13 protein-coding genes and 2 tRNA genes are annotated in these 12700 nt (G+C 46.0%); 14 read left to right on the forward strand and 1 reads right to left on the reverse strand.

All coding sequences use genetic code 11. The features are described 5' to 3' along the window. Positions 1 to 4: 4 nt before the first annotated feature. The 14 genes from CBI31_RS03870 (at position 5) to CBI31_RS03935 (ending at position 11662) form a co-directional block, all read left to right on the forward strand. Positions 5 to 2017 carry a RelA/SpoT family protein gene (locus tag CBI31_RS03870; RefSeq protein WP_088525116.1) on the forward strand — a complete coding sequence of 671 codons (2013 nt, stop codon included), beginning with the start codon at positions 5 to 7 and terminating at the stop codon, positions 2015 to 2017. 32 nt (positions 2018 to 2049) lie between these two features. Then, positions 2050 to 2835, forward strand: coding sequence for a M48 family metallopeptidase (locus tag CBI31_RS03875; protein WP_088525117.1), 786 nt, complete (start codon positions 2050 to 2052; stop codon positions 2833 to 2835). Positions 2836 to 2946: 111 nt separating this feature from the next. Beyond that, a tRNA-Val gene (locus CBI31_RS03880) sits at positions 2947 to 3023 on the forward strand. 127 nt (positions 3024 to 3150) lie between these two features. Continuing rightward, complete coding sequence (gene thrS, locus CBI31_RS03885) at positions 3151 to 5073, forward strand: threonine--tRNA ligase (RefSeq protein WP_088525118.1); 1923 nt, start codon at positions 3151 to 3153, stop codon at positions 5071 to 5073. A gap of 33 nt (positions 5074 to 5106) precedes the next feature. After that, complete coding sequence (gene infC, locus CBI31_RS03890) at positions 5107 to 5640, forward strand: translation initiation factor IF-3 (protein ID WP_420812073.1); 534 nt, start codon at positions 5107 to 5109, stop codon at positions 5638 to 5640. A 140-nt stretch (positions 5641 to 5780) separates the two neighbouring features. After that, a complete protein-coding gene (gene rpmI, locus CBI31_RS03895; RefSeq protein WP_011902674.1) occupies positions 5781 to 5978 on the forward strand; it encodes a 50S ribosomal protein L35 in 198 nt (65 codons plus the stop codon). A 25-nt stretch (positions 5979 to 6003) separates the two neighbouring features. After that, positions 6004 to 6369, forward strand: a complete 366-nt coding sequence (gene rplT, locus CBI31_RS03900) for a 50S ribosomal protein L20 (RefSeq protein ID WP_088525120.1) — start codon at positions 6004 to 6006, stop codon at positions 6367 to 6369. A 25-nt stretch (positions 6370 to 6394) separates the two neighbouring features. Further along, the gene (gene pheS, locus CBI31_RS03905; protein ID WP_088525121.1) at positions 6395 to 7441 is read left to right on the forward strand and encodes a phenylalanine--tRNA ligase subunit alpha; all 1047 of its coding nucleotides are present in this window, start codon (positions 6395 to 6397) and stop codon (positions 7439 to 7441) included. A gap of 18 nt (positions 7442 to 7459) precedes the next feature. After that, complete coding sequence (pheT, locus tag CBI31_RS03910) at positions 7460 to 9916, forward strand: phenylalanine--tRNA ligase subunit beta (protein ID WP_088525122.1); 2457 nt, start codon at positions 7460 to 7462, stop codon at positions 9914 to 9916. Positions 9917 to 9964: 48 nt separating this feature from the next. Next, positions 9965 to 10288, forward strand: coding sequence for an integration host factor subunit alpha (locus CBI31_RS03915; RefSeq protein ID WP_088525123.1), 324 nt, complete (start codon positions 9965 to 9967; stop codon positions 10286 to 10288). Further along, the gene (locus CBI31_RS03920) at positions 10266 to 10616 is read left to right on the forward strand and encodes a MerR family transcriptional regulator (protein WP_088525124.1); all 351 of its coding nucleotides are present in this window, start codon (positions 10266 to 10268) and stop codon (positions 10614 to 10616) included. Before CBI31_RS03915 ends, CBI31_RS03920 begins: the two co-directional genes overlap by 23 nt. Positions 10617 to 10641: 25 nt before the next feature. Beyond that, a tRNA-Pro gene (locus CBI31_RS03925) sits at positions 10642 to 10718 on the forward strand. A 30-nt stretch (positions 10719 to 10748) separates the two neighbouring features. Beyond that, positions 10749 to 11171 (forward strand): PaaI family thioesterase, encoded by a 423-nt coding sequence (locus CBI31_RS03930; RefSeq protein WP_088525848.1) that lies wholly within the window; start codon positions 10749 to 10751, stop codon positions 11169 to 11171. Positions 11172 to 11377: 206 nt separating this feature from the next. After that, positions 11378 to 11662: an H-NS histone family protein gene (locus CBI31_RS03935; protein WP_088525125.1), complete on the forward strand. Its 285-nt coding sequence runs from the start codon at positions 11378 to 11380 to the stop codon at positions 11660 to 11662. Between the two features lie 61 nt (positions 11663 to 11723). Here the strand turns inward: CBI31_RS03935 and CBI31_RS03940 are convergent, their stop codons facing one another. Beyond that, positions 11724 to 12422, reverse strand: coding sequence for a helix-turn-helix domain-containing protein (locus CBI31_RS03940; protein ID WP_088525126.1), 699 nt, complete (start codon positions 12420 to 12422; stop codon positions 11724 to 11726). Positions 12423 to 12700: the final 278 nt, after the last annotated feature.

The raw sequence follows: 12700 nt of genomic DNA on the forward strand, positions 1-12700 counted from the left end.
GCCAATGGCAAATGTTCCTAGCAAACCAATATATATTGACGCTTGGTACGGAGAGCCAGCAGAAGCACATGCTGCTGGCGCCTTTTCAATTCTGCAGGCCCTTGCTCTAGATGAGGCTACATTAACTGCCGCTAGTAATATTGCGCGTACCCATGGCAGAGAAGCGCTGATTAAGCTGATTGGTGAAGAGCCTGCAAAGTTATTAATTGGCTACCGGGGTCTACGTCAGGCACAAGCAAAATTAGTGCGTGATGACGGCGGCTTAAGTGTCGCAGGCCAAGAAGAGATGTTGCGCAAGATGCTGTTAGCTTTCGGCGATGATCTTCGGGTAGTCCTCATCTATTTGGCTTCTCGTCTGCAAACGCTGCGCTGGATTACGCATGAAGAAATAGCTATGCCTGCCCCTTGGGCTAGAGAGATTCTTAATATTGACGCCTCACTGGCCAATCGCTTGGGTATCTGGCAAATGAAGTGGGAGATGGAGGACCTGGCTTTTAGAGCAATGTCGCCCGATACCTATCGCGATATTGCCAAGATGCTGGATGCTAAAAGAATAGAGCGCCAATCATTCATTGATCGGATTGTTTTACAACTTCAAGAAGAATTGAAGCTAGCGCATATCAATGGCGAGGTTCTTGGGCGACCAAAACATATCTACAGTATCTGGAAGAAAATGCAAGGCAAGTCACTGGACTTCGCTGATCTTTATGATGTGAGAGCATTTCGTGTCCTAGTGACGGATGTCAAGTCTTGCTACACAGTCTTAGGCATCGTGCACAATATCTGGCAACCAGTGCCACGTGAGTTTGATGATTACATTGCGCGCCCCAAACCAAATGGATACCAATCACTCCATACAGTAGTCATGAATGAAGATGGCACAGCCTTTGAGATTCAGGTTCGTACTCAAGATATGCATCAACAAGCAGAGTATGGTTTAGCAGCCCACTGGCGTTACAAAGAGGGCGCTTATATTGGCATGCCTACTCCACCCAATTCTGCCAAGGCAAGTAAACCTGGTGTTATCCACCAACAAGGTACCGATAGCGCAGAAGTTGCCTATGAAAGACAGATTGCTTGGGCAAGGCAGCTTATCTCTTGGAAAGAGGATGCCTGGGAGCAGCTCAAGCATCACGAGATTGATGATCACATCTACGTACTCACACCCTTAGGTAAAGTCATTTCCTTAGAAAAAGGCTCTACGCCAGTTGACTTTGCCTATGCTGTGCATACTAACTTAGGCCATCGCTGCAGGGGTGCACGCGTCGATGGCGCAATGGTGCCTCTAGAGACTGCCTTGCAAAATGGCCAAACCATTGAGATTGTTGCTGTCAAGCACGGCGGCCCTTCGCGCGATTGGATAAGTCCAGATAAACATTATTTACGCTCCCATCGAGCGCGTTCGAGAGTGCGGGCTTGGTTCAATGCTCTCGATGACGAAGAGGCCGGTCTTACAGCAAAGCCTGTAGAAACTAAGACTGAGTTCACCCCAGAAGAAAAAGAAGCCACTCCAGAAATTGTTTTGCGCAGCAGCACTCGTAAAACCGGACAGAGTAGCGATGTCTTGGTAGTGGGCGTAGATTCTTTGCTGACACAATTGGCGCGTTGCTGCAGGCCAGTCCCGCCGGATACGATTGCAGGGTTTGTAACTCAAGGTAGAGGTGTTTCCATTCATCGTCGCTCATGCAAAACCTTTAGAGGACTTTTGGAAAGGGCTCCTGAACGCGTGATTCAAACTGCCTGGACAGCAAGGAGTCAATCAACTCGAGAGCATGATCAAAAGCGTGTGTTCCCAGCAGATTTGGTGGTGACTGGCTTAGATCGCCAAGATCTCATGCGTGAGCTATTTGAGATCCTGACTAGACAAGGGGTGCACGTGATTGATTTGCGTAAATCTGCTAAAAAAGGTCTAGCCCAGATCCTCTTAACAGTGGAAGTGCAGGATTCTGAAGTATTGCGCCTCATCCAAAATGGTCTAGAAGAAGTTAAAGGGGTCACCCAAGTGCGTCGTCGATGAATGATTGCTCGACATAAAAGCCAAAAGATCTCATGCTCAATTTAAAAACCTTATTTTTTCTGATTCTAATTTCAGCAGGATCTTTACTCACCGGCTGCGCAGGTGTTAAATCCGATCAAGCCTCTGTTGTACAAATTCCCAGCGAGGAGTGGTGGAGGGGCGCTTTAAGTGGACGCCAAAAACAGCCAGCATCAGAAAAGCAATCCGCGATTCAAGCTGACGCCAATATTCAAAAAAACTTTGCATTGGTGCGACAAAAAATGATCGCAACAAGCGCAATTCCTTTTACTATTGGTTTTTCAGAAAGTGTTGATATCAATGCCTTTGCTAGCATGCAAAATGGGCAGCAGCTTATTATTTTTACAGCTGGCTTTGTAAAAGTTTTTGGCAACGATCCTGATGTGTTGGCAACTGTACTTGGCCATGAATTAGGACATCATCAGTTAGGGCATACTCAGCCCGACTATGGAAAGGATAGAAATACTCTGATTAATGTGGCGAGCCAAAGCCTAGGTATGCTCTCGAGTTACTTTGTTCCTTTTAGCGGTTTTTTAGTCGGCAATGCCGTTAAGGGCGCTGGACTCACCTATAGTCGGGATGATGAGCGTGACGCTGATCAATTCGGTATGAAGTTAGCTTTAGCGGCCGGATTCTCGCCCTGTGGAAGCTATCGCTTTTCTTCGAAGATGAGCCAATTAGGCCAAAGCTCCTCACTCACTTTCCTTTCTACTCACCCTGGTAGCGACGAGCGAAAGAAAAATTCAGAAGAATTTAGCCTGCTACAAAAAAATGAATCTTGTGAAAAGGTCGGAAAGTAGGTATCAAGGCCCATCCTCTGGGTTATCACTCAGGACTTAGATAAGCTGCTCATGAACTAAAAAATAGGGATGTCTGGGCAAATAAGGCCATTAGGGTAAAATTGTCAGATTAGGCTCGTAGCTCAGCTGGTTAGAGCACCACCTTGACATGGTGGGGGTCGTTGGTTCGAGTCCAATCGAGCCTACCAACGAATAAGACCCAAAGGGGAATGCCAAAGAGTGGTGAACCCAAGGCGCGGATGCCCTAAAGCTGCCGCGCTTTATTTTTAGGTCATAGTAGTAAAACGGAAGTTCAGTAAATAAGATGGAGTCATCATGCTAGTTGTTACTCTGCCCGATGGATCAAAACGTGAGTTTGAGGCCCCCGTTCGCGTAGCGGATGTTGCCCAAAGTATCGGAAGCGGTCTTGCGAAAGCGGCTTTAGGTGGCATCGTTGATGGGAAGATGGTTGATACCAGTTTTGTGATCGACAAAGATAGTCAGCTTGCCATCATTACCGACAAAAGTCCTGAGGCGCTCGAGATTGTGCGTCATTCTACAGCTCACTTATTAGCATATGCTGTGAAAGAGTTATTCCCAGAAGCGCAAGTAACCATTGGTCCAGTAGTAGAGAACGGTTTTTATTACGACTTTGCCTATCACCGTCCCTTCACACCGGATGACTTAGTTGCGCTTGAAAAGAAAATGACTGAGCTCGCAAAAAAAGATGAGCCGGTAACACGCACTGTTATGCCAAGAGATGAGGCGGTGAAGTTTTTCAAAGATCAGGGCGAAAATTACAAAGCAGAACTTATTGCAAGCATTCCGCAGGGAGAAGACGTCTCACTTTATGCTGAAGGTAAATTCACTGATTTATGTCGCGGCCCCCATGTGCCTTCTACTGGAAAGTTAAAGGTATTTAAGCTCATGAAGCTTGCCGGCGCTTACTGGCGTGGCGATAGTAAGAATGAGATGTTGCAGCGTATCTATGGTACTGCTTGGTTGCGCAAAGAAGATCAAGATGCCTATTTGCATATGCTCGAAGAGTCTGAGAAGCGCGATCACCGTCGTCTAGGTAAACAGCTTGATTTATTCCACTTCCAAGAAGAAGCCCCTGGTTTGATTTTCTGGCATCCCAAAGGCTGGTCAATTTGGCAAGAAGTTGAGCAGTACATGCGGCGCGTGTATCAGCAAGAAGGTTATCAAGAGGTCAAAGCTCCTCAAATTTTAGATCGTGGGCTTTGGGAAAAATCGGGTCACTGGGAAAACTATAAAGAAAACATGTTCACCACTGAGTCAGAGAATCGTGCTTATGCATTAAAGCCGATGAACTGTCCTGGTCATGTGCAAATCTATAACTCTGGCTTGCATAGTTACCGTGAGTTGCCATTACGCTTTGGTGAGTTTGGGCAGTGTCATCGCAATGAGCCATCAGGTGCTTTACATGGTTTGATGCGTGTGCGTGGTTTCACACAAGACGATGGCCATATCTTCTGTACTGAAGATCAAATTCAGTCTGAGGTGGCAAGCTTTGATAAAGCAGTCAGAGCTGTTTATCAAGATTTTGGATTTACTGAAGTGGCTGTGAAGCTTGCCTTACGTCCGGCAAAACGCGTTGGTGACGATGCGATTTGGGATAAAGCGGAAGAGGCCCTTCGGGGTGCTTTGAAGGCTTCTGGCCAGGAATGGGAAGAATTGCCAGGTGAGGGAGCTTTTTACGGTCCAAAGATCGAATATCACCTCAAAGACTCCATTGGACGTACTTGGCAGTGCGGCACGATCCAGGTGGATTTCTCGATGCCAGAGCGTTTGGGGGCTGAGTATGTGGCCGAAGACAATAGCCGTAAGACTCCAGTCATGCTCCACAGGGCAATTGTGGGCTCTTTAGAGCGTTTTATCGGCATTTTGATCGAAAACCACGCTGGAAACATGCCAGTTTGGCTTGCCCCAACCCAGGCTGTAGTCCTTAATATCTCCGGAAATTCTGCTGCATATGCACAACAAGTGCAGCAATCGCTGAAAAAACAAGGGTTTAGAGTCGAATCCGATTTGCGGAATGAGAAAATTACGTATAAGATACGCGAGCACGCATTACAGAAGATCCCGTTTTTGTTAGTTGTTGGGGATAAAGAATCTGAAAGTAATACGGTGGCCGTTCGTGCCCGTGGCGGAGTCGATTTAGGTGTAATGCCTCTTGATGCTTTCGTTGCCCGACTCCAGCAGGATATATCCCAGAAAGTCGGACCCGAGCCTAGCTAGGGTTAAGACGGTTTTTATTGTTTTTTTAAAGGAATTAAGAAGATCGCTACTGAAAAATTGCAGCGCATTAACCGGGAAATTACTGCTCCTGAAGTGCGTTTGATTGGAATTGATGGAGAGCCCATCGGTGTAGTTAAGTTGAGTGAAGCCTTGGCTGCAGCAGAAGAGAAAGAAACCGATTTGGTGGAAATTGCTCCGACAGCTGAACCACCTGTAGTTCGAATTATGGACTTCGGCAAATTCAAGTACCAAGAAGCCAAGCGGATGCATGAAGCAAAGCTGAAGCAAAAAGTGATTCAGGTGAAGGAAGTTAAATTCCGTCCCGGCACTGATGATGGTGACTACGGTGTGAAGCTACGCAATCTAATCCGCTTTTTGGAAGATGGCGATAAGACAAAGATTACGCTGCGGTTTCGGGGTCGTGAAATGGCCCATCAAGAAATCGGAGTCAGAATGTTGGAACGTTTGAAGTTGGACCTTGTAGAGCATGGCCAAGTTGAACAGTTTCCAAAAATGGAAGGCCGCCAGATGGTGATGGTGTTGGCCCCCATTCGTAAGGCTAAGTAATCAGGTTCTACCTGGTTCTGATGTAGGGAGGCGCTCTCAGTGAATCACTGAGGGTGCTGGTAGTTAGAAGTGCTTCTGGGTACAGGAAGAGTAACCGTCGGTTACCACCTATGTTGCACAAGTAAATGAAGGGGTGCTTTATGCCCAAGATGAAGAGTAAGAGTAGCGCAAAGAAGCGCTTCACGGTTCGCGCAGGCGGAACGATCAAACGAGGTCAGGCTTTCAAACGCCACATCCTCACCAAGAAGACCACCAAGAACAAGCGTCATTTGCGTGGTTCCACAGAAGTTGCGAAAGCTGACGTTAAGTCAATTCGCTCCATGCTTCCATACGCTTAACCTCAGACTAGATTAGGAGAATTCAATGCCAAGAGTCAAACGTGGGGTTACAGCAAGAGCCCGTCATAAAAAAATCACTGATGCCGCAACAGGTTACCGCGGTCGTCGTAAAAACGTATTCCGTATTGCTAAACAAGCGGTTATGCGTGCTGGTCAATATGCATATCGTGACCGTCGTAATAAGAAACGTGTATTCCGCGCTTTGTGGATTGCTCGTATCAACGCGGCAGTACGTGAGCATGACATGACCTATAGCGTATTCATGAATGGTATGAAGAAAGCATCTATCGATCTCGATCGTAAGGTTCTTTCCGATATGGCCATTGCTGACAAGCCGGCTTTCGCCGCTTTGGTTACTCGGATTAAATCCGTAGTAAACGCTGCAGTTTAATCTTAGTTTTCTAAACTAAGCTGCAATGGTTTCTCTCGACCACATTGTCGAGGATGCTAAACGTGATTTCCTCGGGGCTGCTGATGCAGCAGCTCTGGAGGACGCGAAAGCCAAGTATCTCGGTAAATCAGGTGTTCTCACTGAGCGTTTAAAAGCGCTCGGTGGAATGTCGCCTGAGGAGCGCAAGAGTGCTGGCGCCCAAATTAATCAAATCAAAACTCAGGTAGAAGATGCGCTGCAAGAGCGTCGCCAATCTTTGGCTGATGCTGTGTTGACGCAACGTCTTGCAGCCGAGTCGATCGATGTTTCTATGCCAGGCCGTGGCCAAGCAGTAGGCAGTTTGCACCCAGTGATGCGGACCTGGGAGCGAGTTGAGGAGGTCTTTAGCTCCATTGGTTTTGATGTTGCAGATGGTCCAGAAATTGAAACTGATTGGTTTAATTTCACCGCCTTGAACAGCCCAGAGAACCATCCGGCTCGTTCTATGCAGGATACTTTTTATATTGATGGCAAAGACTCTCATGAGAAACCTTTGCTATTGCGTACCCATACCAGTCCGATTCAGGTGCGCTATGCCAGTGAGCATGTCAAGAAATATGCCAATGCTGATGTCATGCCGCCGATCAAAGTGATTGCACCAGGCAGAACGTATCGTGTTGATAGTGATGCAACCCATTCACCGATGTTTCATCAAGTTGAAGGTTTATGGATTGCAGAGAGCGTTTCATTTGCCGATCTGAAGGGTGTATACACTGATTTCTTAAGAACTTTCTTTGAAACAAACGAGTTACAAGTTCGTTTCCGTCCATCCTATTTCCCATTTACAGAGCCTTCTGCAGAAATTGATATGGCCTTTGGTAGTGGCAAACTTGCCGGCCGTTGGCTGGAGATTTCTGGAGCAGGGCAAGTTCATCCAAACGTCCTACGCAATATGGGTATTGATCCAGAGCGCTATACCGGCTTTGCTTTTGGTTCTGGTTTAGAGCGTTTATCGATGTTGCGTTATGGCATAGATGACTTGCGCCTTTTCTTTGAAAATGATTTACGTTTCTTAGCGCAGTTTCCTGCATAAGAAAGAATAGAAAGCGCTATGCAATTTTCTGAATCTTGGCTCCGGCAGTATGTAAACCCATCGCTCGATAGCGACGCTTTGGGACATGCCATGACGATGGCGGGCTTAGAGGTTGAGGAGCAACACTCTGTTGCACCTGCATTTACAAAGATTGTGATTGCACAGATTCTCTCGGCTGAGCAGCATCCTGATGCCGATCGTTTGCGCGTGTGCAAGGTAGATGCTGGGACGGGTCAAGAGTTACAAATAGTTTGCGGTGCGCCTAATGCACGTGTTGGCATCAAGATTCCCTGTGCCCTTGTAGGCGCAGAATTACCACCTGCAGAAGCCGGCGGCAAGCCTTTTATGATTAAGGTGGGCAAACTCCGTGGTGTTGAAAGCCAAGGTATGTTGTGTTCTGGTCGCGAGCTCGGTCTTGGCGATGATCACGAAGGTATCTTAGAGCTCCCGGCCGATGCGCCAGTAGGCAAAGATATTCGCTCATACCTTAATCTAGATGATCAAATCTTTGTTATTAAGTTGACCCCGAATAAAGCGGACTGCTTATCTTTAATGGGCATGGCAAGAGAAGTATCTGCCATTACTGGGGCCGCACTCTGCGCTCCCAAATGGACTCCACCATCAGTATCAATCCAAGATAAACGTAAAGTCACGGTAGAGAGTAAAGAGCTTTGTGGTCGCTTTGCAGGTCGCGTGATTCGTGGTGTTAACCCACAAGCAAAAACTCCTGACTGGATTGTGCAACGTTTAGTGCGTGCCGGTCAAAGAAGCATTTCCGCATTAGTTGATCTTTCGAACTATGTCATGTTAGAAATGGGTCAGCCAACCCATGTGTTTGATATTGATAAGTTAGAAGGTGATATTTCTGTTCGTTGGGCTAAGTCCGGCGAAACACTTGAGCTCCTTAACGGACAAACAGTGACTTTGCAGGGCCCAGATTCTGCTGGCAAGATACAAGAGGCAGGTGTAGTAGCAGATCAAAAAGGCCCAGTAGCGCTTGCAGGAATCATGGGTGGTAATCATTGCGCTGTGAGCGATGACACTCAGAATATTTATGTTGAAGCAGCTTATTGGCTGCCTTCAGCGATTCAGGGACGTGCCCGCCGTTTTAATTTCAGTACTGATGCAGCACATCGCTTCGAGCGTGGCGTGGATCCGCAAAATACCGTCAATTGCCTTGAGTACCTATCCTCTCTCATCTTAGAGGTATGTGGTGGCCAAGCAGGCCCAGTAGATGACCAGGTTCTAAACGTGCCCGAGCGCAAAAAAGTGAAGTTACGTTTAGCGCGCGCTGAAAAAGTGATTGGCATTCCGCTAACTCATGAGATTGTTGCCGACGTCTTTAAGCGCCTTGGTTTTGAATTTCAGCAAGAGGGCGATGTATTCGTTGTAACACCTCCTAGCTATCGCTTTGATATTGAGATCGAAGAAGATTTAATCGAAGAAGTTGCGCGCATGTACGGCTTTGAAAACATTCCCGACATTCCTCCGATTGCTTCATTAAAGATGAGTGCAAAACCTGAAGCTAAGCGTGGCATTCATGTATTACGTCAGCGTTTTGCTCTGCAAGGCTATCAAGAAGCGGTTAACTTTGGCTTTACTGATCTTGAAAGCGAAAAGCGTCTTTCTGCTACCGCTGAGAAAGAGGTCATTGCTGTTCTCAATCCAATTGCAAGTCAATACGGCGTAATGCGTAGTACTCTTTGGGGCGGCTTACTTAATAACCTGAAAGCCAATTTGAATCGTGGCGCGGGGCGTGTACGTCTTTTTGAGACTGGTCGTGTATTTAAGCGTGATGCTAGTGTTTTAGAAATGCCAGGCAAGGTAGCCGGCTTTAGTCAAATACAAAAAGTAGGGGGCTTGGCTTACGGCTCTTTTGTAGCAGAGCAGTGGGCAAGCGCTAATCGTGCGGTAGATTTCTTTGATGTGAAGGGTGACCTTGAGAGGGTTCTAGATCCCCTGCATTTTGTGACTGAGGCTGCACAGCACCCAGCTTTACATCCAGGTCGCTCTGCACAAATTTTCCTCAAGACACATTCTGGAAAAACTTCCGTTGGTTGGGTTGGAGAATTGCATCCAGGTTTACAGCAAGCCTATGAGCTGCTACAAGCACCTGTTTTGTTTGAATTAGATCTAGATCCAATTAGAGAACTTGGTTTACCGCAACCTGAAGAATTGAGTAAGTTTCCTGCGGTGCAGCGTGACTTAGCTCTAGTGGTCAAACAGCAGGTTTCTGCGCAATCTTTGCTAGATGCAATGATGTCAACTAAGCAGAATTTTGTTCGTGCCATTGAGCTCTTTGATGAGTTCAGGCCAAAGGCAGGTTCAAGCAGTATGGCCGACGATGAAAAGAGTTTGGCGTTCCGCGTGATCCTGTTAAACCCTAATGAAACATTGCAAGACCCCCAAATTGATGCAGTTATGGCCGCTTTACTGAGCGCCGTAGAAAAAAAATGCGCAGCCCGTCTGCGCTAGGTTTAATATTAGGCAAACATTAAAAAAACGTTACATAAGAGATTAGCAATGAGTGACTTAAACATCAGCGACACCGTTACCAAGAATGAGCTTTCAGAAGCGCTCTTTGATCAAGTAGGCCTTAATAAGCGTGAAGCAAAAGATATGATTGATGCTTTTTTTGATCGGATTGGCCACTCGCTTGAGTCCGGTGTTGAGGTAAAGATTTCTGGTTTTGGTAATTTCCAGTTGCGCAATAAATCGGCTCGTCCTGGCCGAAATCCAAAAACAGGCCAAATGATTCCAATAGCAGCAAGACGTGTAGTGACATTTCATGCAAGTCAAAAGCTTAAAGATGTAGTGGAGTCACATGCTCGAGAAAACCGAGTTTGATGCTAGCTCGGCTCTGCCGAGCTCTCAACTTCCCCCGATACCCTCTAAACGCTATTTCACGATTGGCGAAGTAGCAGAATTATGTGGCGTACGATCACACGTGTTGCGTTACTGGGAGCAGGAGTTTTCACAGCTTAGCCCCCAAAAACGACGCGGTAATCGTCGCTATTATCAGCACCATGAAGTGGTGTTGATTCGTAAAATAAGAGCGCTTCTTTATGAAGAGGGCTTTACCATCAGTGGCGCTAGAAACCGCCTTGATGAAGTGCGCGGTGAACTTCGTCTCCGCGATGAATTGCAAGCTGTTATGCAAATTCTGTCTAAATAGTTACTGATACAATTTTGTCTCTTGTCGGGGCGTAGCGCAGCCTGGTAGCGTACATGCATGGGGTGCATGTGGTCGGAGGTTCAAATCCTCTCGCCCCGACCATCATTTTTTAATGTTTTAATGGATCACTATATGACTCCAACAAGCCCCAATCCTGATAATCAAGAGCGAACCAGTTTTTTTGGTCTAGACATTCCTTTTCTGCACCATCTGGGAGTTGTCCCGGAATACGCACGGGATGGTAAGTCGCGCGTCAGTCTTGAGTTAAGGCCAGAATTTACCAATAGCTTTCATGTTGCTCAGGGCGGTGTGATTATGACTTTGCTCGATTTTGCGATGGCCTGCGCAACGCGAAGTGCCCATAATCATCCTTTGGGCGTGATTACGATCGATATGAATACGAGCTTCTTACGTCCGAGTATTGGCAAAATCGTGGTTGAGGGTTGCGTTCTCAAGACTGGTAAGACTATTAATTACTGCGAAGCGGTAGTTTTAAATGACGCCGGAGAGATTACTGCCAAAGCGAGCGGTACATTTACCCTGAGAAAACATTAATTACTATAGATTCACCATAATAGATCATAATATTTATAACGATTATATTAATTAATAAATATTTATCCAGTAATATAAGCCTTTAAACAAAAGGTTAATAATATATATTGCTACCCAAGTTCATTTATATATAATGGGTTATTAAATAGTTTCAATGCAGTGTTTTTGGCTATTTCATATAAACCATTATTCGGAGAAAAATATAGATGTCTTCTTATAAAGACCTACTAGCTCAGCGCGAGCACCTAGACAAGCAGATTAAAGAGGCAATTGCCCGTGAAAAGGCTGATGGTATTGCTCAGGCTAAGGTAATTATTGAGCAATATGGTTTAAGTGCCTCAGATTTATTCAGCCGTAAAGCAGGTGTTAAAAGTGGTGGTGGCAAGGTTGCCCCTAAATACCGCAATCCATCTACCGGTGAGGCCTGGACAGGCCGTGGTAAGGCTCCTAAGTGGATTGATGGCAAAGATCGCAGTAGTTACTTGATCTAAATCCCAGTCTTTGCATTAAAAAAGGCCGCTATTGCGGCCTTTTTTAATGCCATAAATGCTCTTATAGGCATTTCTTTCCTAGTGCTTCGATAAAGATAGGCTCCAAAAGTTCGTGCCATCCTCCTGATGGCCATGACTGATCTACCTCCATATTGGTTGCAGGGTAGCCAATAATGAGGGGATTATGCTCAATAAGGCCATTTTCTAGCTCTTTTTGAATATTGTCCGCATATGGGGGTCTATGACAGCTGTTTTCATCGGCTAGGGCAACAACCCCTGGGTGAAGCTTAATAAATCCTTCATCTACTAGTATAGGAATCCTCTGTGTGTCCTTGTTTTTGCTCAAATAATGGATCAAGTGAACCTGTTCTACTGGAGGGATTAAGGCATCTAAAAAGATTAAATCAGGCGCAATTGAGACCGCCTTCATCAAGCCCTCTAGGCTATCAATCGCGACCTCCATTTCTACCTTTAATTGCCAGTCTTGAATCGACTCTAGGAGATCTTGGCTATTTTCAGCTCTACGAAATATGCCCATAGCAATGCAGTTTTGGCTGGTTTTTTGCCGCATTGCTCTTTTTCTACGTTGAAGTTGTTGTTCTAAAGAGCTAGCCAATATCCGTCGGTGTCCGCCTCTGGTCTTCCAGGCGATTAATTCGCCTAATTCGACCATTTTTTGGACAGTTCCAAGAGAGACCTGCAAAATCTTGGCGCTTTGCCTGGTACTGAGATACTCCATGTCTGGGGTGATGGTTTTCATATTTCCCTTAATTTCATTAATTCACTCGAAGATTTAGAGAATAAAAATCAAATCCAAGGGAATCTGTCAGGAAACCTTGAAAGCCTGGTAGGAAAGTTCTTATTAATTTCTTCCGGCGAGATAATTGCCCCTAAATCACAACAGATGGGGAAAGTCCTTTTGTAGTAAATGGTCAATCGTGTTAAATTAGTCGCGTAGTAGCAGTATTTGCACAGATCAATTCGTGAAACGGTGAAGCCGCGTAACGGATGGTTATAACCACAGTTTTAGTCGGGAAA

It is taken from the genome of Polynucleobacter campilacus (genome assembly GCF_002206625.1).
Classification (GTDB): domain Bacteria; phylum Pseudomonadota; class Gammaproteobacteria; order Burkholderiales; family Burkholderiaceae; genus Polynucleobacter; species Polynucleobacter campilacus.

Coding starts and splice junctions, on each gene's coding strand:
- CBI31_RS03915 (WP_088525123.1), top strand. CDS start 9,965: ATGAGTGACTTAAACATCAGCGACACCGTTACCAAGAATGAGCTTTCA.
- CBI31_RS03935 (WP_088525125.1), top strand. CDS start 11,378: ATGTCTTCTTATAAAGACCTACTAGCTCAGCGCGAGCACCTAGACAAG.
- thrS (WP_088525118.1), top strand. CDS start 3,151: ATGCTAGTTGTTACTCTGCCCGATGGATCAAAACGTGAGTTTGAGGCC.
- CBI31_RS03940 (WP_088525126.1), bottom strand. CDS start 12,422: ATGAAAACCATCACCCCAGACATGGAGTATCTCAGTACCAGGCAAAGC.
- pheS (WP_088525121.1), top strand. CDS start 6,395: ATGGTTTCTCTCGACCACATTGTCGAGGATGCTAAACGTGATTTCCTC.
- CBI31_RS03920 (WP_088525124.1), top strand. CDS start 10,266: ATGCTCGAGAAAACCGAGTTTGATGCTAGCTCGGCTCTGCCGAGCTCT.
- CBI31_RS03930 (WP_088525848.1), top strand. CDS start 10,749: ATGACTCCAACAAGCCCCAATCCTGATAATCAAGAGCGAACCAGTTTT.
- CBI31_RS03875 (WP_088525117.1), top strand. CDS start 2,050: ATGCTCAATTTAAAAACCTTATTTTTTCTGATTCTAATTTCAGCAGGA.
- rpmI (WP_011902674.1), top strand. CDS start 5,781: ATGCCCAAGATGAAGAGTAAGAGTAGCGCAAAGAAGCGCTTCACGGTT.
- pheT (WP_088525122.1), top strand. CDS start 7,460: ATGCAATTTTCTGAATCTTGGCTCCGGCAGTATGTAAACCCATCGCTC.
- CBI31_RS03870 (WP_088525116.1), top strand. CDS start 5: ATGGCAAATGTTCCTAGCAAACCAATATATATTGACGCTTGGTACGGA.
- rplT (WP_088525120.1), top strand. CDS start 6,004: ATGCCAAGAGTCAAACGTGGGGTTACAGCAAGAGCCCGTCATAAAAAA.